The following is a 20327-nucleotide window of genomic DNA, read 5'->3' as shown; positions in this document are numbered from 1 at the left end:
TCCTGTTTTTAGTGGTTTGTAGATGATACAATGCTTTCGCAGGTTGCAAAAATAATCACTATTCGAACCAATGCAAGTTTTTGTGGTAATTTCGCGCAAATTTTTTTCCGACCGTTTATGCTTCCACCCACTGCTGCCACTTCCATCACCATTGTCAACGCCAGGGTCAACAACCTCAGGAACCTGAGTGTCAGCATCCCCAAAAACAAACTGACGGTAATCACGGGGCTGTCGGGCTCCGGCAAATCTTCGCTTGCCTTCGACACCCTGTATGCCGAGGGTCAAAGGCGATATGTGGAAAGCCTGAGCGCCTATGCCCGACAGTTTCTGGGGCGTATGAGCAAACCCGATGTGGACTATATCCACGGGCTTTCGCCGGCCATTGCCATTGAGCAGAAGGTGAATTCGCGCAATCCGCGATCGACAGTTGGCACCAGCACAGAGATTTATGAATACCTCAAGCTGCTGTTTGCACGTATTGGCAAGACTTTTTCGCCCGTTTCGGGCACGCAGGTGAAGCGGCACCAGGTAAAAGATGTGGTAGAGTTTATAAGCTCGCTGCCCGAAGGCACACAACTGTTTGTGCTGGCACCGCTGCAACAGGTGAATGGCCGCAGCACAGCCGAGCAGCTTTCGGTGCTGCTGCAGCAGGGCTTTTCGCGCGTGATGAGGCAGGGCGAGATGCTGCGCATTGAAGATGAGCTGGAAGCAGGCACAAAACACCGGATTGAAGACTATCAGATTGTTATAGACCGACTTACTGTCGACAGCAGCTCGGACGACCTCGCCGCACGTGCAGCCGATTCGGTACAGACAGCTTTTTACGAAGGGCGCCGGACTTGCATCATTCGCTACCGCGAAGCCGACAGCTGGGCTGAGGCGGTATTTTCCGACCGTTTTGAGGCCGACGGCATGACTTTTCAGGAACCCTCGGTGCACATGTTCACCTTCAACAACCCTGTGGGCGCATGCAAAACCTGCGAAGGATTCGGCACAGTGATCGGCATTGACGAAGACCTGGTGGTACCCAACAAAGCCCTTTCGGTGTACGAAGGGGCCATTGCCTGCTGGAAAGGCGAAAAAATGGGCGAGTGGCTTCAACAACTTCTCAACAATGCCCACAAATTCGATTTTCCGGTTCACCGGCCCTATTATAAGCTTAGTGCAGAAGAAAAGAAGCTGCTCTGGACCGGCAACCGCTATTTCGAAGGCCTGGATGCTTTTTTCAGGCATCTGGAAGAACAAAGCTACAAGATACAATACCGCGTGATGCTCTCGCGCTACCGTGGCAAAACAGTGTGTCCGACCTGCAACGGCACCAGGCTCAGGGCTGATGCCAACTATGTGAAAGTAGCCGGAAAAAGTCTGCCTGAGCTTGTGCTCATGCCATTGGACCAGCTTTATGATTTTTTCCAAACTATCGAACTTGATCCGACGGACAGAAATATAGCCGACCGGCTGCTCAAGGAAATCATCAGCAGGCTGAGGTTTTTGCTCGACGTGGGACTGGGCTACCTGACGCTCAACCGGCTGTCGAACAGCCTGAGCGGAGGCGAATCGCAGCGCATCAACCTGGCTACTTCGCTGGGCAGCAGCCTGGTAGGTTCGACCTATATTCTCGACGAACCCAGCATCGGATTGCACCCGCGCGACACCCACCGGCTGATAGGTGTGTTGAAGCGCCTGCGCGACATCGGCAACACCGTAATTGTGGTGGAGCATGACGAAGACATCATCAAAGCTGCCGACCATGTGATCGACATTGGTCCGCTCGCCGGCAGGCTGGGTGGCGAACTGGTGGCCGAAGGCAATTATGCCCAGATTCTGAATAACGACAATAGCCTGACAGGTAAATATCTAAGCGGAAAACTCCAAATCAGCCTGCCTTCGGTAAGACGCAGGTGGAACAACTACATCGAGGTGGTGGGTGCAAGCGAAAACAATCTGAAAAACATCGATGTGAAGTTTCCGCTGAATGTGATGACGGTGGTTACAGGTGTGAGCGGTTCGGGAAAATCCTCCCTGGTCAGGGGCATCCTCTACCCTGCCCTGCGCAAGCTGACCGGCGGGCAGGCCGAGCGCACAGGCTCTTTTGGAGAGCTGAGGGGCGAACTCGACCGCATTGAAGCAGTTGAAATGATCGACCAAAACCCCATTGGACGCTCATCGCGTTCAAATCCAGCTACTTATGTCAAGGCTTTTGATGAGATCCGTCAGCTGCTGGCCGAAACCAAAACTGCCAGGATGCGCAACTACAAACCGGGGTTCTTTTCGTTCAACGTGCCGGGCGGGCGCTGCGATGCCTGTGAAGGCGAGGGCACAGTGAAGATTGAGATGCAGTTCATGGCGGATGTTTTTCTTCAATGCGAGGTGTGCCACGGCAAACGTTTCAAGGATGAAGTGCTGGATATCAGGTTTCATGGCGCCAACATTTCCGACATGCTCGACATGACCATCGACGAAGCCATCGACTTTTTTGCATCCCATGAAAAATCGCACGCAGCCTGCAAACGCATCAACCAGAAACTCATGCCGCTAAAGAATGTCGGACTTGGCTACCTCAAGCTCGGGCAATCGTCGAACACCCTCAGCGGGGGCGAGGCACAACGCATCAAGCTGGCATTCTTTCTCACCAAAGGAGAAGCAGAAAAACCCACCCTGTTTATCTTCGACGAACCCACCACCGGGCTGCACTTCCACGACATCCACAAGCTGCTCGGAGCACTCAATGCCTTGGTAGAAAACGGCCACAGCCTGGTGGTGATCGAACACAATCCCGAAATCATCAAAAGCGCCGACTGGGTGATCGACCTTGGACCTGAAGGCGGCACCGAGGGCGGCAGTATCGTTTTCGAGGGCACTCCGGAAGCGCTGGTCAAATGCAGCAGTTCGCACACAGCAGCTGCCCTGAAGGGCAAACTCTGAAACGTAAGTAAATGTTTCTCAGCTATTCACACTTCTCCCAGTGGATTCATGTTAACATTTATTATTAAATCCAATTTGATCAAAACCCGCTTAACTTGTCACATCAGGTTATTTTTGCAGCAATCTATTTGTAAATCAATATTACCTCTATGAATCGTTATTTTATTGCGATGGCCTTGTTGCCCGCTTTCGTTGTCGCATCCTGCGGTCACCGCCACGACCACAGCCACAGCCACGGTAAGACCGACAGACCCGTGAAAACCGAAACTCATTACGAAGGAGAAACACACCTGGCCAATATCCGTCAGCTCACCTTTGGTGGCGACAATGCGGAAGCCTATTTCAGTTTCGACGATCAGATGATTGTATTTCAGTCGAATAACCCTGCCTGGGGACTCGAATGCGACCAGATTTTTTATGTGCGCCTGGACGAGGCCAACATGAAGGAGCAACGTCCGCAGATGATCAGTACAGGCATGGGACGCACCACCTGCTCCTACTTCATGCCCGGCGATACGACCATCCTGTTTGCTTCGACCCACCTGGGAGGCGAAAGTTGCCCCCATGTGCCACCGCGTCGTGAAGACGGGAAGTATGTATGGCCCATTTACGACGATTACGACATCTTTGTGGCTGACCTTAAGGGAAACATTATTAAGCAGTTGACAAACCAGAAAGGCTACGATGCCGAGGCTACCGTGTCGCCAAAGGGCGATAAAATCGTTTTCACCAGCGACCGCAGCGGCGACCTCGAGCTTTATGTGATGGATATTGATGGCAGCAACGTAAAGCAGATTACCAACGAACTGGGCTACGACGGAGGCGCATTCTTCTCGCCCGACGGCTCGAAAATTGTGTTCAGGGCCTCACGCCCGAAAACCCCTGAAGAAATTGCCGAATACAAGCAACTGCTGAGCGAAGGGCTGGTAAAACCCACCGAAATGGAAATCTTTGTGTGCGATGCCGATGGCTCTAACCTGCGCCAGGTGACCAATCTGGGCAAGGCCAACTGGGCTCCCTATTTCCATCCTTCGGGAGAAAAAATTCTGTTTAGCTCAAACCACCATGCGGAGCGCGGCTGGCAGTTCAACATCTTCATGATCAATCTCGACGGCACTGGCTTAAAGCAGGTTACCTTCGACGACACTTTCGATTCGTTCCCCATGTTTTCGTTCGATGGCAAAAAGCTCATCTTTTCGAGCAACCGCAACAACAACGGCACTCGCGACACCAACCTGTACATCGCCGACTGGGTGGACTAACAAATTTCAGCATATTAACAAAGCCGGGCCATTTGGTCCGGCTTTTGCTTTAATTCGCTCAGCTTATGACGCACCACACATCCACAGAAAAACACAAGCAGGTATTTGATGCCCTGCAGGCTTTGAAGATACCTTTTGAGGTGCATTATCACCCGCCCACACCTACCATAGAGGATGTGCTCCGGTTTTGGGACCTCAGCCAGACCATGCACTGCAAAAATCTCTTTTTTCGGAATCACAAGGGCAACAGGCATTATCTGGTGATTTTCCACTGCCTGATGAACCTCAACATACGGGATCTGGAACTCCGCCTGCGGCAGGGCAAGCTCACCTTTGCCTCGCCCGAACGCATGCAGAAATATCTCGGACTCAGTCCGGGCAGTGTTTCCCCATTCGGCCTGCTCAACGATGCTACCCGGCATGTGTATGTGTTCATCGACAAAAACCTGCTTCAGTACGAACGCCTGAGCTTTCATCCGAACGACAACACCGCAAGCCTGAGCATCGCCACCACCGACTTCGTGCGGTTTCTGGAGCATTGCGGCAATGGGTTTGAATTCCTGGAACTTTACGAAGGCCCTCCGCCCGCAGCCTAAATATTCATTAGTCACAACATAATCGGGCGAATCGGACTAAATTTGCCAACCGGCTGCAAAGGACCTATTCTTTTTGGCCTGAAACTATTGTGAATCATGAAAAAAGAGCGCATCAAAACATCTGTTAACAGCGAGATTGGCGAGCTGGAATGTGTGATTACCCACACCCCCGGTGCCGAGGTGGAGAATATGACTCCTGAGAATGCCGAACGTGCACTCTACAGCGATATCCTCAACCTGAGTGTGGCCCTGCCAGAATACACCGAATTTAACGAGGTGCTCAAAAGGTTTGCCACCGTTTTTGAGGTGAAAGACCTTCTGGCTGATATACTCGAAAACAGCAAGGTACGCAGCAGCCTGATTTCGAAGATCTGCAAAAGCGAAGACGTGGACAACCTGTGTGCTGCCCTGGAGCCGCTCAGTCCGGGAGAGCTGGCCCGGCAACTGATCGAAGGTGTGGAGATGGAGAAGGACACTTTGACCAAGTTTCTGGATAACGAACGCTTTTCGCTTCATCCGCTGCCGAATTTCTTTTTCACACGCGATGCTGCCTTTGCGCTCAACGACAAGGTGATGATCAGCAAGATGGCCAGCAAGGTGCGTGAGCGCGAGTCGCTTATCATGGAAGCCATTTTCGATTTTCACCCCATGTTCGAGACACAGACCGTCAATCCGGTGAGGGTGTACGACAAAAGCGGGAAAGCTACCATTGAAGGAGGCGACGTGCTTGTGGCCCGCGAAGATGTTTTTCTGAGCGGCATCAGCAACCGCACCACCAGCCAGGGCATTGATGCGGTGATCGAACACCTGAAACAGCGGCCTGGCGTGAAACACCTTCTGCTTCAGGAGCTTCCGAAAAAGCCGGAATCGTTTATCCACCTCGACATGGTGTTCACTTTTCTCGATAAAGACAAATGCATGATATTTGAACCCCTGGTACTGCGTTCGAGTCGCCACATCACCATACATGTGGAAGTGGATGGCAACAAAGTGACCCATATCAGGGAAGAAGAAAACCTGCTGAGTGCACTGAGCAAGCTGGGCTTCGACCTTCAACCGGTGGTATGCGGAGGCGTAAACGACCTCTACACCATGGAACGGGAGCAATGGCAAAGCGGAGCCAACTTTTTTGCACTGGCTCCGGGCAAGGTAATCGGCTACGGCCGGAATGTGCATACCATGGAACAACTCAACCGCAACGGTTTCGAGATCATCCGGGCAAAAGATGTGCTCAACGGAAAGGTTGACCCCAATAGCTACGAGCGTTTTGTGATCACCATCGAAGGCGACGAACTTTCGCGCGGCGGGGGCGGCGCCCGTTGCATGACCATGCCCATTCGCCGCAAACCTTTGGATTGGTAACCTAATCAACCCCAACATGCCATTCATCGAACGCATCATCCGATTTCAACAAAAACATCCCTTTCTGTTCATCCTGTCTATTGGGATGCTGCTCAGGGCTATAGCTGCAATCTTTTCCAGGGGATATGGCATGCACGACGACCACTTTCTGGTGGTTGAACAGGCCCAGTCGTGGGTGGATGGCACCGATTACCTGGGTTGGTTGCCCGGCAGCCGGGGAGATAAAGGACCGGAAGGGCACAGCTTTTTTTATGTAGGCTTCCATTACTTGTTTTTTAAATTCCTTGAACTCTTCGGCATCTACGACCCGCAGTGGAAGATGCTGTTCGTGCGCATTTTTCATGCAGGCATTTCATTGTTTGTCATCTCGTTTGGCTACCGCATGGCCAGCCTGATCACCCCGGGCAAAACACCCTACAAAGCCGCCTTGCTGCTTTCCACCTTTTGGTTCATGCCATTTCTGAGTGTGCGCACCCTGGTCGAGATGGCCTGCCTGCCCTTCCTGATGTACGGCACCCTCATCATTCTGCGTCAGGAACAAATCCGGCAGCAGGAGTTACCCGGTTTTCACAAGTTTTCGTTTCTGGTAGCCGGATTTTTCCTCGGTCTGGCGTTCAATGTGCGATATCAGACGGCAGTTTTCGGAGCCGGTTTAGGTCTCGCCCTACTTATCAGCCGCAACTGGAAAGGCGCCATCTGGACGCTGTTCGGATTCCTCATCTCAGCCACGATATTTCAGGGGTTCATCGATCTGCTCATCTGGGGCAAACCTTTTGCCGAGCTCATCGCCTACACCAAATATAATATGACCCATGCCCAGCAATACATCGTGCTGCCATGGTATAATTACATCCTGGTGATTGGCGGCCTGCTTATCCCGCCGGTGAGCCTGATGCTGATGTTCGGATACCTGCGCAACTGGCGAAAAAATTTCCTGCTTTTCCTGCCTGTGCTGCTTTTCATTGTGTTTCATTCTGTTTATCCCAACAAGCAGGAAAGGTTTATCCTGCCCATCATTCCATTTTTCATCGTGCTGGGCATTGCAGGCTGGGAAGAATATGTGGCCGGAAGCCCCTGGTGGCAACAGCGCAAGAAATTGCTCAAATATGGCTGGGGCTTTTTCTGGGTGATCAACATCACCTTGCTGCTCATTTTTACGTCCACCTATTCCAAACGGGCAAGGGTGGAAGCCATGTCGTATCTGAAAAACTACCCGGAGATCAGCTACTTTGTGGTGGATGACTATGGCAGCGGGGTTTTGCGTTTTCCGCCCGTATTCTACACCGGGCAGTGGCCGCGCTATGATGCCATCCATGCCAGAACAACGTATGCCGACGTGGCAAAGGCCCGCGATTGGCAGAAGACCGAAAATCAGCCGGAATTTGTGGTGTTCATGCGACCCGACAAGCTGGAGCAAAGGCTCGACAGCATGAAACAATACCTGCCAGAACTTGTTTTCGAAAGGCGATTCAGGCCGGGCACTGTGGACATGCTCGTGCACCGCCTCAATCCCATCAATGCCAACGAAGAAATTTATCTTTACCGCAATCAGGCACGGATCCCTAACAGAAAAGGAAAAGATGTCACCTCAGGAAGCTAAATCACGCATCGAGGAGCTCACGGCGAAGATCAACCACCACAACTATCTCTACTACGTGCTCGACAGGCCGGAGATATCCGACTACGAGTTCGATATGCTGCTCGAAGAGCTTATCCGGCTCGAAAAAGAGTTTCCGCAGTTTGCCCTGCCCGACTCGCCCAGCCAGCGTGTGGGTGGCACAATCACCAGGAACTTTGCCACAGTTAAACACCGCTATCCCATGCTCTCGCTCGCCAATTCGTACAGCGATGGCGAAATCATGGAGTTCCACCAGCGCATTGTCCGGCTGATCAACGAACCGGTGGAATACGTCTGTGAGCTGAAATACGACGGCGTGGCCATCAGCCTGAGGTACGAAAATGGTTTGCTGGTTCAGGCCGTGACGCGGGGCGACGGGGTGCAGGGCGATGATGTGACCGCCAATGTAAAAACCATCCGAAGCATACCGCTCAGACTCAGAGGCAATTACCCCGGATCGTTCGAGATTCGCGGAGAGGTATATATGTCGCACGAGAGCTTCCGACGAATCAACGAAGAGCGGGAAGCCGAAGGTCTGCCCTTGCTTGCCAACCCGCGCAATGCGGCATCGGGCACCCTCAAAATGCAGGACTCGGCCGAAGTGGCCCGCCGCAAACTCGACTGCTGGCTCTACTACCTGATGGGCGACAATCTTCCTTTTGAGACACATTACCAAAGCCTGCAGGCAGCCAAAAGCTGGGGCTTCCGGATTTCGGACAACATGGCCGTTTGCCGCAACATGGCCGAAATCAACGAGTTTATCAGCGACTGGAAAACCGGAAGGCACCAGCTCCCCTACGACATTGATGGCATTGTCATCAAATTGAATAGTTTCAGGCAGCAGCAGATGCTCGGTTTTACAGCCAAATCGCCCCGCTGGGCCATAGCCTACAAATACAAGGCAGAGGAAGTGGCCACCAGGCTGAAAGGCATTGATTATCAGGTGGGGCGCACCGGCACCGTGACGCCTGTGGCCAACCTGGAACCTGTGCAGCTGGCAGGAACTACCGTCAAACGGGCCAGCCTCCATAATGCCGACATCATCACCCAGCTCGGATTGCACGAAAACGATATGGTGGTGGTGGAAAAAGGAGGTGAAATCATCCCAAAAATTACTTCGGTTAAAACCGAGCTGCGCATCCCCGGAAGCAAACCCGTGAGTTTCGTTACCCATTGTCCCGAATGTGGCAGTCCCCTGGAACGCAATCCGGGCGAGGCGGCATGGTTTTGCCCGAATGCCGACTACTGCCCTCCCCAGATCAAAGGCAAGCTGGAACACTTTATCCATCGCCGCGCCATGAACATCGAAAGCCTCGGACAAGGACGCATCGAACTTCTGTACGAGCGCGGGCTGGTGCGCAATCCGGCCGACCTCTACGACCTGAAAGCCAATCAATTGCTTGGCCTCGAAAAAAATTATACCGGCGAGGATGGCAAGGTGCGCACCGTGAGTTTCAGGGAGAAAACCGTAGAAAACATCCTTGCGGCCATCGAAAAATCGAAGGAGGTTCCATTCCACAGGGTACTTTTTGCGCTGGGAATCAGGTTTGTGGGCGAAACTGTGGCCACCCGGCTTGCCACTGCTTTTGGCAGCATCGACAAGCTGGCCGGTGCCGGCATGGATGAACTGATGGCAGTGGACGAAATTGGCGGAAAGATTGCCGAATCGGTCATCCTCTGGTTTTCGAAGCCCGAACATCTGGAGCTGGTTGAGCGTTTGCGAGCCCACGGACTTCAGCTTCAGGCTGCGCAAAGTGAGCCTCAGCAGGCCAGCCGCACCCTCGAGGGCAAAACCATTGTGGTAAGCGGGGTATTCAGCCAGTTTAGCCGCGACGAAATGCACCACCTGATTGAGTTGCACGGTGGTCGCAATGCATCGTCTATTTCAACCAAGACAAGTTTTGTGCTGGCCGGCGAAAACATGGGGCCGGCAAAGCTCGAAAAGGCCCGGCAACTTGGCATCCCCATCGTAAACGAAGCCGAGTTTCTGCAAATGATCGGCATGTAGGGCACAGACTCCGCGATTGCTGCTACCAGGTGAAGCCCGGCAAGCGTTGTTTGCCATGCAGAGCCATCTACTTTGACTGGTTTCGGCACTACCCCTCAAAAAAATTTGGTGATTGGAATCGACCTCTTTCCTGACTTGTCCACTTTATTTTGTGATTTCTGATAAAGTATTAATAAACAGAGTTTTGCGACATTTTTAGTGCTACATTTGTTGCACTAAGCAATATAGCATGTTAAAATTAAGAGAAGTCAAAACTGGTTCTGGAAAGATCGCTGTTCAAGTTTATTACTTGCATAATAGAAAACGAGTTATTGTTAAACATTTGGGTTCAGCAAGTACGGATCAAGAACTTGATAACTTAAAGCAACAGGCACAGCAGTTTATCGAAGACTATACCAGACAAACATCTCTATTTCCGTCCTTAAAGCCCGGTGCATATTCCTACATTGAGCAGTATGAATGTGTAGGGTTTTATTACCGCTTCTTTTATCAGACCATCCAGCGATTGATAGCTCAAATTGGCTTTGGCGAATTGACCTCTAGCTTATTCAAAGACTTAGTAACCATCAGGATATTAGAGCCTGCATCTAAACTGCGTTCTATAGGTAACCCTTCGGCCACGAGCATATTTTAGGATGGGGTTGGGTTGCAGATATTTGCGCTTAAAATTTTTGGGATATGATTCGTAAAGAGCGCAAAGACAAAATGTTTTTTTTGGTTGAGCAGTGGGAGCAAAGTGGTCAAAGTCAAAGGTCGTTTGCAATGGCAAATGGGATGAAGCTTTACACATTTCGTTACTGGGTAAATAAGTATCGTTCAAAGGAGCAGGCAACTGGAGGCTTTGTGCAGTTGAATGGGCCATGTAGCACAAACCTGTTGATTCGTTATCCCAATGGCATTGAGCTTCATGTGCCGTTGTCTACCCCTGTATCGCTGCTCAAATGTTTAATCCGGATGTGATGATATGTTTTCCATTACTTCGGCAAGGTATTTTCTCTACCTTGAGCCAACAGACATGCGTAAAAGTTTCGACGGCTTATGCGGGCTGGTCACAAGCAAGCTTGGCCAAAACCCCATGAGCGGAGATTTGTACATTTTCATTAACAAGCCACGCAACTGCATCAAAATGCTTCGGTGGGAACCCGGAGGGTTCGTACTGTTTTACAAGCGACTCGAGCAAGGCAGGCTGCAACTGCCCAAACAAAGTATGGATGGGGTGAAAAACCAGATGCTCGACTATAGCCAGCTGGTGATGATAATCAATGGTATTTCAATGGAAAATGCAAGAAAAAACAAGCGATTTTATCGACATGATTTTGTTGGAAACTAAGGTTTAAGGCGGTCATTTCCAGCAGGTTGATTCTGTAATTTTGCCCTATGGCAAGCACAGAAACAATCACTATTTCCAAAGCAGCACATCAAGCCTTACTGGCCGAGCTCAATATGCTTCGTCAAGAGCTTGCACGGCATAAGGACATGGTATCGGAATATGATGCGATGGTGGTCGAGCTCAAGCTGCTCAAGCATGAACTTGCCCAGCTCAAGCGTATGCTATTTGGTGCAAAGAGCGAACGGTTTGTGGCTGCCAATCCCAATCAACTAACCCTTTTCGAGCTGCCGGAACCTCAGAAGCCGGAGCCCCAGACCCAGCAAATAAACTACACCCGTACAAAAGCCGGGCAAAAAGACAAGCAACAACCGCTTCGTCTTGAACTTCCGGCCCATTTGCCACGCAAACAGCAGGTCATCGAACCACAGAACCTTCCTGAGGGCGCCCGCTTGATTGGTAATGCCATCACGGAGGTACTTGAATACGAGCCTGGCAGCATCTATGTCAGGCAGATTGTGCGCCCCAAGTATGTGCTTGGTCAGAACCAGGAACAAACACAGATAGCCATAGCCGAGCTTCCGAGCCTGCCTATCGAGAAAGGCAATGCCGGCGCAAGCATGTTGGCTCACCTGATAGTGAGTAAATACGCAGATCACCTGCCATTTTACCGTCAGGTACAAATGTTCAAACGTCAGAAGCTTCAGTTGTCGGAGTCAACCATCAACGGATGGTTCAGCGCCAGCTGTCAGTTGCTTGAACCGCTATACCATAGCCTTGTGGCAAAAGTTCAATCCTCGGGCTACCTTCAGGCCGATGAAACGCCCATTGCAGTATTGACAAAAGACAAGCCGGGCTCAACACACAAAGGTTACCTCTGGGTGTACCACGATCCGATGGAGCGCCTTGTGGTATTCGACTACCAAGCAGGGCGCGGACGCGAAGGCCCGGAGAAGTTTTTGAAAGACTTTAGCGGAGTGCTTCAAACCGATGGTTATGCAGCATACAACGGATTAAGGCTCAAAGGCCATATCTTGCAACTTGCCTGCATGGCACATGCCAGACGCAATTTTGAAAAGGCATTGGATAACGACAGCCAACGGGCTGAAACTGCCCTGTTGCTCATTGGCAAGCTATACCAGATTGAGCGCATGGCAAAAGAGAATCACCTGAACCATGATGAGATAAAAATCCTCAGACAACAACAGGCCCAACCTGTGCTTGAGCAGTTGCATCGGTGGCTCAGTGAGCAACATGCCTGTGTCTTGCCCAAAAGCGCCATTGGCCAGGCCATCACTTACATGTTGACCCTTTGGCCAAGACTGATAAGATACCTCGATGACGGACGATATCAAATGGACAACAACCTGATTGAAAACACCATACGTCCTGTAGCCCTTGGCCGAAAAAACTATCTGTTTGCAGGCTCGCATGAGGGAGCAAAGCGCGCAGCCATGATTTATTCCTTGTTAGCCACTTGCAAACTCAATGAAGTAGAACCTTTTGGCTGGCTCAGCCATACCCTCGAGGTACTTCCAGACCACCCAGCCAACCAACTGTACAAACTACTCCCAATAAAAAATCCAAAATAACAAACAACACGCTCATGGCCGAAGGGTTACTTCTATAGAGCTTATTGAAACGTATTTTGGTATTCAACATCGCAGGCAGAACTATTACAAGGAAGCTAAAATGTGGATTTCATTTAAAAATCAAGTGCTTGAAAAAGTAAACGTTTTTGCACAGAAGGAACATGGCTTTGATTATTCTCTACTATTCTATGATGTTACAACCCTATATTTCGAAACCTTTGAGGGCGACGAATTACGCAGAACGGGATTTTCAAAAGATGGCAAGTGGCAACAACCTCAGATACTCGTTGGATTAATGGTAAGCAAAGATGGTTTTCCTTTGGACTTTGACATCTTTACCGGTAATACCTTCGAAGGCCACACCATTTTGCCCGTAGTTAAAGCGTTTATTCAAAAAAACAATGTAAAACAATTTACAGTGGTAGCCGATGCAGCCATGATAAGCGCAGACAACATTAAGGAGCTAAAAGCAGAGGGCATTCATTACATCGTTGGGGCAAGGCTGGGGAACTTATCACAAGCTATATTTGATCAAATAGACGCAAAAATCAAGCGAGAAGATGGCAATACAATCAGACTCCATACCGACAAAGGATATCTCATATGTAACTTCTCCAATGCCCGATACAGAAAGGATAAATATGAAATGGAAAAGCAGATTTTAAAAGCCCAAACTATCATAAAAAGTCCTTCTAAAAACAACAAAGCCAAGTTTGTAAAGGCACACAATGAAGAACTCAAATTGAATGAAGAACTTATCCGGAAAACTATAAAATTATTAGGCATAAAAGGTTACTACACCGACTTAAGCGAGCAAAACCTACCCAGTAATAAGGTTATTGAAAGATATCATGAACTCTACAAAGTGGAGCAAGCTTTTAGAGTTGCAAAGTCCGACTTAGAAACCCGTCCTATATTCCATTTTAAACAAGATCCTATAAAGCTCCATCTACTAATTTGTTTTTTAGCCTTGGTAATATCAAAGCATATTGAAATCAAAACCGGGCTATCAATAAGACGCTTTAACACTGAAGCAAAGAAGGTGACAGATGCGATAATGCTAAATAAACTTACTCAAAAACAAGTGATTGTAAAAGGAAGACTTACTGAAACAGCAGAAAAATTATTGACAAAACTCAATTTGTTGCACTAAAGTAGACAAGTCAGGAAGTGAGCCTCAGCAGGCCAGCCGCACCCTCGAGGGCAAAACCATTGTGGTAAGCGGGGTATTCAGCCAGTTTAGCCGCGACGAAATGCACCGCCTGATTGAGTTGCACGGTGGTCGCAATGCATCGTCTATTTCAACCAAGACAAGTTTTGTGCTGGCCGGCGAAAACATGGGGCCGGCAAAGCTCGAAAAGGCCCGGCAACTTGGCATCCCCATCGTAAACGAAGCCGAGTTTCTGCAAATGATCGGCATGTAGGGCGCAGACTCCGCGATTGCTGCTACCAGGTGAAGCCCGGCAAGCGTCGTTTGCCATGCAGAGCCATCTACTTTGACTGGTTTCGGCGCTACCCCTCAAAAAAATTTGGTGATTGGAATCTACCTCTTTGAATCCATCCAAAATACCAGAGCAGGAACCTCCGTGGCTTTGTCTCGAGCTTAGCCATTGTCTTAATGCAGAGCATACATAAAATTCCCCCGCCCGACCCGGTGATGACGTCAAGTATTTCTGCTTGAGCGCTTTAACTACAACCTGTCTTTATCAATAAACTCTATTTCACAATTCCGGAAACCATCAGGATGATCTGAACTATTACAACAATGACAACAACGACAACAACGACAACTACCAACAACCTCCCCGCGACCCGCTACCCGGAACTCTCGAATCTTTCTATCCTCAACAATGGAACGCAGATGACACTGATTTGGCTGATTTTCGCTGTTTCTTATTTGTGACCATCTGCTCAATCTGCGTCGCCGTGTCTCGGCCTCAGACGAGAACAGTGTTCTATCAAAAATGGAACGCTGATGACACTAATCAGACTGATTTTCGCGGATACAATCATTACAACTACCGATAACCTCGACAACCACCAACAACAATGACAACCCTCTCCCGCCCTTCCCGCCGTTCGCCCTTCCTCCCCGCTCAGCCCGGTGAAAGCGTCAAGCATTTCTGCTTGAGCACTTTAAGTATAATCTAGCTCTTACAATAAATTTTATTTCATAACTACCTCACAACCCACGGAAACTTGCAAGCTATACTGAACCACGACAACAACGACAACTATGACAACCAGGACAACAACCGTCAACCTCCCATAACCCGCAACTCGCCACCAGGAACTCTCCACCCGCCCCCCTCTCTAACCGTCGATTTCCGAGGATTTCTCCAGAAGGTTTGCCAGCCTGGCATATGCGCCGCCTTTGGCAAGCAACTCATGATGTGTGCCTGTTTCGGCTATCCTGCCGCCTTCGATCACCACAATCAGGTCAGCGTCCTGCACAGTGCTGAGCCGATGGGCAATGATGATGGAGGTGCGCCCCTGCATGAGTACATCGAGCGCTTCCTGCACTTGTTTTTCCGCTATATTGTCAAGCGACGAGGTGGCTTCGTCGAGGACGAGGATGCGTGGATTGCGCAGGATGGCGCGGGCAATGGCAATACGCTGGCGCTGACCGCCGGAGAGTTGCACGCCACGTTCGCCCACAATGGTATCAAAACCATCGGGAAAACGATCGATGAACTCGAGGGCATTGGCTTTTCGTGCAGCGTCGGCGATCTCGTCCATGCCGGCGCCGGGTTTGCCATACGCGATATTCTCGGCTATGGTGCCTCCAAAGAGCATGACCTCCTGGGGCACTATGGCCATCTGGCGTCTGAGACAGGAAGGATGAATGCTGGTTGAATGGACATCATCGAAAAGGATCACACCTTCGGTTGGATCGTAGAACCTGAATATCAGGCTACTAAGGGTGGTTTTTCCGGCGCCGGAAGGTCCAACCAGGGCGATACGCTTTCCAGGCTCAATGAGCAGGCTGATATCTCGGAGCACCTCAACATCAGGACGTGACGGATAGCGGAAACTTACGTTTCTGAACTCCAGCCTGCCCTGCAAGGTATGCTCGCATCCATCGTCGGCCACAGGCTCAAACTCCGGTCGCTCGTCGAGCAGGGCCATCAGGCTTTCGGTTGAGCCAACCGCCTTCTGCACCTGCGAGTACAGGTCGGCAAGACCCGAAATAGATGCGCCGATGAATACTGTGTAAAGGATGAACTTAAAGAGGTCGCCCGCCTGCAATCCTTCGCCTTTGTTCACCAGATAAACCCCATACCAGATGACACCGACGATGGTGGCAAAGAGTGCAAAGATGATGACCGAAATGAGCAAGGCCCGCAGCCGGGCTCCTTTGAGTGCAATGCCGATGACGGCATTGGTGGAACTCCGGTAGCGGTCGAACTCAAAACGCTCATTGGCATAAGCCTTTACGTTGTTGATTCCTTGCAGAGTTTCTTCGACTATGATGTTGGAGGTGGCCACCTGATCCTGGGTGCTTTTGGAAATGCGGCGGATCTTTTTGCCAAAAAGCCTGGCGCCGATTGCAACTACAGGCACAAAAAGGAGCATAAACAGGGTGAGCCTGACCGAGATGACCGACAGCAGGATGATTCCTCCGACAATGGTGATCACCTGCCGGACAAATTGTGCCAGGGTGAAGGTGAAGGTTTCCTGCAATATGGCAATGTCGGCAGAGATTCTGCTGTTGAGCTCCCCTACCCTTCGTCCCGAAAAAAAACTCATGGGTAGCCGGATAAGGTGGTTATAGGTTTGTTGCCTCAGGCTGGCCAGCATATGCTGCGTGACTACCTCGAACAAATAAATGCGCAGGTAGGAAAAAACGGCATTAAAGGCAAACACGGCCAGCAGGATGAGTGCAATGCGGTTAATTTTCGCCAGTTCAGCGGCCGGATTGGCCATATTGATCAGGTCGCCCAGCAACATCGGGAAAGCCAGTGTGGTGAGGCTCGATATGCTCAGGGCAAGGAGTCCGCCAATGAATGCATACTTCTTCGGGAGGACGTACTTGAGCAGGGAAATCAGTTTACGGAACCCTTCGGCAGAAATTTTCGCGGTTTTTCCGATTGCGTCATAAAGCAGTTTTAGCATTGCTGGCAGCGGATTGCAGGAAAAAACTTCCTATTCCGGGTTGTTTTTTGCTTTCACAAAAACAACAAAACGTGCCACCTGGTTTTCGGACGATGCAGGTGAATACAATTCCAGTACCGGCCGGGAGCTGTCGGGTACAAAGCTGAATTCGCGCATAAAGAGGCTGAGCTCTTCATAGGCTTTCTGCCGTTGGGTGTCGCGTCCTACGATAGTGACAACCACAGCTTTGCCGCCCGGGATTTCGGTATAGCGGAAGATGCCACTTTCGCGGGTTTCTTCCGCCACCTCAAACCCAACCAGCGGATCTGAGGGAGGCAGGGTATTCCAGTTGCTGTAAACAGCCAGCATACCATCGGCAGGCATGATGCGCAACTTTGATAGGTAGCTTTCAACCAAAGCTGCTTTCATGTTGTAGGTCTGCGCCTGACTGTAGCTATCCGGCTCAACAGGTGTAACAATGGCTTTAATCCCTTCCAGGTCAAGCGTATCCACCGGCAGAGGACGGGGCATTTGCATGGAGAGCTCGCGTAGTTTTTCGAGACCTTTTTGCTGAAAAGGGGTCATCAGGCTACGGCTGAAAAATCCGAAATAACGATGAAAGGGATAGCTCAACTCGCTCAGTTTAAGTGTCCAGGTGACCAGCACTGAATCGCCGGTTGGTTCAAAAAGCCACTCATCCACTGCCACTCCACCTTTTTGCATGCCCAGCATCATATGAATTGAGCTGTAAGGCTGGCTTTTAATGATGGTGATGCTGCCTTCGCCGGCGGTATTGCTCTTGTAAACCAACGTGCTGCCTTCGCCTGACACCGGCCCAGTGATGCGTGCCTCAACCTCAGGCTTGTCGAGCTCAAACGGACTCCACAGCTTCCAGTTTTCGAAGTCGTTCACCAGACGAAACACCTGCCTGGCCTCGGCAGGAATGCTGATCTGACGGCTGATTTCTACTTCCGCAGGCAAAAAAAACGGGATGAGAAACACCAGGATCAACAGCGTAAACAAACCATAAATCAACAGCTTGAGAAATCGCATAGGGGCTTATTGCATTGGCATAATGCGTGCAAAGGTAAGGAATATCAAATGCTTAGCGTGCAATTAGTATCGGCAAAAGCCCAATGCGTTTCCAGCACCGCTCTTAACCTGTCAACCAATATCCCCGCCCGACCCGGTTGTAGAATTATGTACTTCTGCTTGAGTACTATACGCCCAATTTATCTTTCACAACTATTTCTATTTCACAATTCCGGAAACCATCAGGATGAACTGAACCATGACAACAACGACAACCCTCTCCTGCCTTATTTGTATCCCAAAACCAGAGCTTTTTTTCTTGTTCTTTTGCTTGATCAAAAGAACCAAAAATCAAGGGCGAACGAAGCTACCTCCCCGCTCTGCAGCAAGGGCGCAAATCTAAGTGAGGAGTGCATTACAGCATGCCATTGTTCATCCTCCAACCCGCATTGAGCTGGAGCAAAACACTTTACTGGAATTTCATGCACGCATGCTGTAACGCAAACAGCCCGCGCTGTGCGCGGCCTGCCTCACAAGATTTGCTGCCCTTGCTGCATTCACACCAGGCCCTTCCCGCCGTTCGCCCTTCCTCCCCGCCCGACCCGGTGAAAGTATGAAGTGTTTCTGCTTAGGCACATTACTTAAATTTTTTTGTCAAGATTGAAACTCTGTTTCGTCAGCCCCACTTCCACCATTACTTCATCTCAAACAACTTACTGGCGGGGAGGCAGGCCCGGGCGCGGGGACGGTGAGGCGGGAATTTCCAAAAACGTAGAAATCCGTGGGGCTGGACACGCGACAGCGTGGCCATCGCGGCAAGCCTGCCGCCCGCCACACTGGATTTCTACTTTTTTGGAAAGGGCGGGGAGCATTCGCCCGGGCTTGATCCGCCGGAGGCGGACAAGTTTTTGCCTCACTTTGCTTGCCCGCCTCTGGCGGGTATCAAGACAAAGTAGGAAAGAAAAAATCTACGCTTTGAAGGAACAAACTTGCATGCATGGGAAGCGCTGCATATAAATTACCTCCTTCAAACTACTGGATACCAATTACTTATTACAAACAACGACAACAATGATAACAACGACAACCACCAACAACAACAATGACAACCCTCTCCCGCCCTTCCCGCCGTTCGCCCGGCCTCCCCACCCTACCCGGTGAAAGTGTCAAGTATTTCTGCTTGAGCACTTTAAGTATAATCTAGCTCTTACAATAAATTTTATTTCATAACTACCTCATAAGCAACGGAAACTTGCACGCTAAACTGAACTATGACAACAACGACAACAATGACAACAATGACAACAATGACAACCACCGACAACCACAACAACCACCGACAACAATCAGAACTGTGCGGCCATGCGTTCGAGGCCTTCCTGCAGCATGCTTCGCGGACAGGCCACATTGAGGCGCATACAATTTTCGCCCCTGGGACCAAAGTCGGAACCGCGGCTCAGCGCTACACCTGCCTTTTCGGTGAGCAGGTTGTGTAAATCGCTGTCGTTGAGGCCATACTGCGAAAAATCGAGCCACAACAGGTAGGTGGCCTCGAGCGGATACACTTTGAGCTCAGGCATCCGTTGAGTCAGAAAATCACGGGCAAAACGCGCATTATCCGCCAGATACCTGAGCAAGGCATCCAGCCAGCGATCGCCCTGGCCAAAGGCAGCAATGAGGGCTTCGATGCCAAATATATTGCCCAGCCCGATATGTAGCTTGTCGATCCAGGCTTCGAAATTTTTACGCAGGTCTTCGTTGGGAATGATGGCAAAAGCGGTGGATAGCCCTGCGAGGTTAAAGGTTTTGCTTGGGGCATGCAGGGTGATGGTGCGTTCGGCTGCATATTTTCCCAGGCCGGCAAAGACCGTATGTTGGTACCCCGGAAGCACGAGGTCGGAATGGATTTCGTCGCTGATTACTGTGAGCTTATACGCTTCACATATCCTGCCCACTTGTTCAAGCTCCTGCCTTGTCCAGCACCTGCCCACCGGGTTGTGCGGGTTGCACAGCATGAGCAGCCTGGCCTGGGCAGCTTGTTGTTCGAGCTGGTCGAAATTCATCCGGTAAGCCCCTTCCTGCCTGTCCAAGATGTTGTGAATGAGCACCCTGCCGTGGTCGGTCACTGCCCTGAAAAAGGGAAAATAGACCGGCGGTTGCACAATGACAGCATCTCCGGGATTCGTAGTGGCCAACACTCCAAGATTTAAGGCAGGCACGATTCCTGGAGTGAATACAATCCACTCTTTTTCAACATCATAACCATGGCGACGCTTCATCCAGCCCACGATGGCATCCGTGAAACGTTCATCGCGAAAAGTATAGCCATACACCGGATGCATAGCCCGCTTCATGACGGCCTGCCGCACAAAGTCGGGTGTTTCGAAATCCATGTCGGCCACCCAGAATGGCAGCAATCCGGGCCGGCCAAAGTATTTTTCCGTCAGTTCGTGTTTGATGGAAGCAGTTCCGCGGCGGTCGGGGAGTTCATCGAAATTGTATGGATGCAT

General features: G+C 50.5%; 15 protein-coding genes. 12 read left to right on the top strand and 3 right to left on the bottom strand.

Annotation, left to right across the window (positions count from 1 at the left end; all coding sequences use genetic code 11):
* The first annotated feature begins 117 nt into the window (after window positions 1-117).
* From uvrA to IPM52_01545, 12 genes are all read left to right on the top strand, one after another.
* Window positions 118-2925 carry an excinuclease ABC subunit UvrA gene (gene uvrA / locus IPM52_01600; protein ID MBK9290320.1) on the top strand — a complete coding sequence of 936 codons (2808 nt, stop codon included), beginning with the start codon at window positions 118-120 and terminating at the stop codon, window positions 2923-2925.
* Between the two features lie 149 nt (window positions 2926-3074).
* On the top strand, window positions 3075-4187 hold the full coding sequence (locus tag IPM52_01595) for a PD40 domain-containing protein (protein ID MBK9290319.1): 1113 nt from the start codon (window positions 3075-3077) through the stop codon (window positions 4185-4187).
* A 65-nt stretch (window positions 4188-4252) separates the two neighbouring features.
* Complete coding sequence (locus tag IPM52_01590; protein ID MBK9290318.1) at window positions 4253-4783, top strand: prolyl-tRNA synthetase associated domain-containing protein; 531 nt, start codon at window positions 4253-4255, stop codon at window positions 4781-4783.
* Window positions 4784-4879: 96 nt separating this feature from the next.
* Window positions 4880-6145, top strand: a complete 1266-nt coding sequence (locus IPM52_01585; GenBank protein MBK9290317.1) for an arginine deiminase — start codon at window positions 4880-4882, stop codon at window positions 6143-6145.
* Window positions 6146-6161: 16 nt separating this feature from the next.
* Window positions 6162-7745, top strand: coding sequence for a hypothetical protein (locus IPM52_01580; GenBank protein ID MBK9290316.1), 1584 nt, complete (start codon window positions 6162-6164; stop codon window positions 7743-7745).
* A complete protein-coding gene (ligA, locus tag IPM52_01575) occupies window positions 7726-9771 on the top strand; it encodes an NAD-dependent DNA ligase LigA (protein ID MBK9290315.1) in 2046 nt (681 codons plus the stop codon). Before IPM52_01580 ends, ligA begins: the two co-directional genes overlap by 20 nt.
* Before the next feature lie 229 nt (window positions 9772-10000).
* Window positions 10001-10405, top strand: a complete 405-nt coding sequence (locus IPM52_01570; GenBank protein MBK9290314.1) for a hypothetical protein — start codon at window positions 10001-10003, stop codon at window positions 10403-10405.
* Between the two features lie 44 nt (window positions 10406-10449).
* Complete coding sequence (locus tag IPM52_01565; protein ID MBK9290313.1) at window positions 10450-10731, top strand: hypothetical protein; 282 nt, start codon at window positions 10450-10452, stop codon at window positions 10729-10731.
* 4 nt (window positions 10732-10735) lie between these two features.
* Window positions 10736-11101, top strand: coding sequence for an IS66 family insertion sequence element accessory protein TnpB (gene tnpB / locus IPM52_01560; protein ID MBK9290312.1), 366 nt, complete (start codon window positions 10736-10738; stop codon window positions 11099-11101).
* Window positions 11102-11247: 146 nt separating this feature from the next.
* On the top strand, window positions 11248-12690 hold the full coding sequence (locus IPM52_01555; protein ID MBK9290311.1) for an IS66 family transposase: 1443 nt from the start codon (window positions 11248-11250) through the stop codon (window positions 12688-12690).
* Between the two features lie 100 nt (window positions 12691-12790).
* On the top strand, window positions 12791-13843 hold the full coding sequence (locus IPM52_01550) for an IS1634 family transposase (GenBank protein ID MBK9290310.1): 1053 nt from the start codon (window positions 12791-12793) through the stop codon (window positions 13841-13843).
* On the top strand, window positions 13830-14114 hold the full coding sequence (locus IPM52_01545; protein MBK9290309.1) for a hypothetical protein: 285 nt from the start codon (window positions 13830-13832) through the stop codon (window positions 14112-14114). Before IPM52_01550 ends, IPM52_01545 begins: the two co-directional genes overlap by 14 nt.
* A gap of 889 nt (window positions 14115-15003) precedes the next feature.
* Here IPM52_01545 and IPM52_01540 read toward each other — a convergent pair.
* The 3 genes from IPM52_01540 to IPM52_01530 form a co-directional block, all read right to left on the bottom strand.
* The gene (locus IPM52_01540) at window positions 15004-16806 is read right to left on the bottom strand and encodes an ATP-binding cassette domain-containing protein (protein MBK9290308.1); all 1803 of its coding nucleotides are present in this window, start codon (window positions 16804-16806) and stop codon (window positions 15004-15006) included.
* A gap of 30 nt (window positions 16807-16836) precedes the next feature.
* Window positions 16837-17838, bottom strand: a complete 1002-nt coding sequence (locus IPM52_01535; GenBank protein MBK9290307.1) for an SRPBCC family protein — start codon at window positions 17836-17838, stop codon at window positions 16837-16839.
* Between the two features lie 1325 nt (window positions 17839-19163).
* Window positions 19164-20327 (bottom strand): putative C-S lyase, encoded by a 1164-nt coding sequence (locus tag IPM52_01530; protein ID MBK9290306.1) that lies wholly within the window; start codon window positions 20325-20327, stop codon window positions 19164-19166.

It is taken from the genome of Bacteroidota bacterium, assembly GCA_016715945.1.
GTDB lineage: Bacteria > Bacteroidota > Bacteroidia > Bacteroidales > F082 > JALNZU01.
Note: the sequence above shows the minus strand (reverse complement) of the source record. Positions and strands in the feature narration are given on the sequence as shown.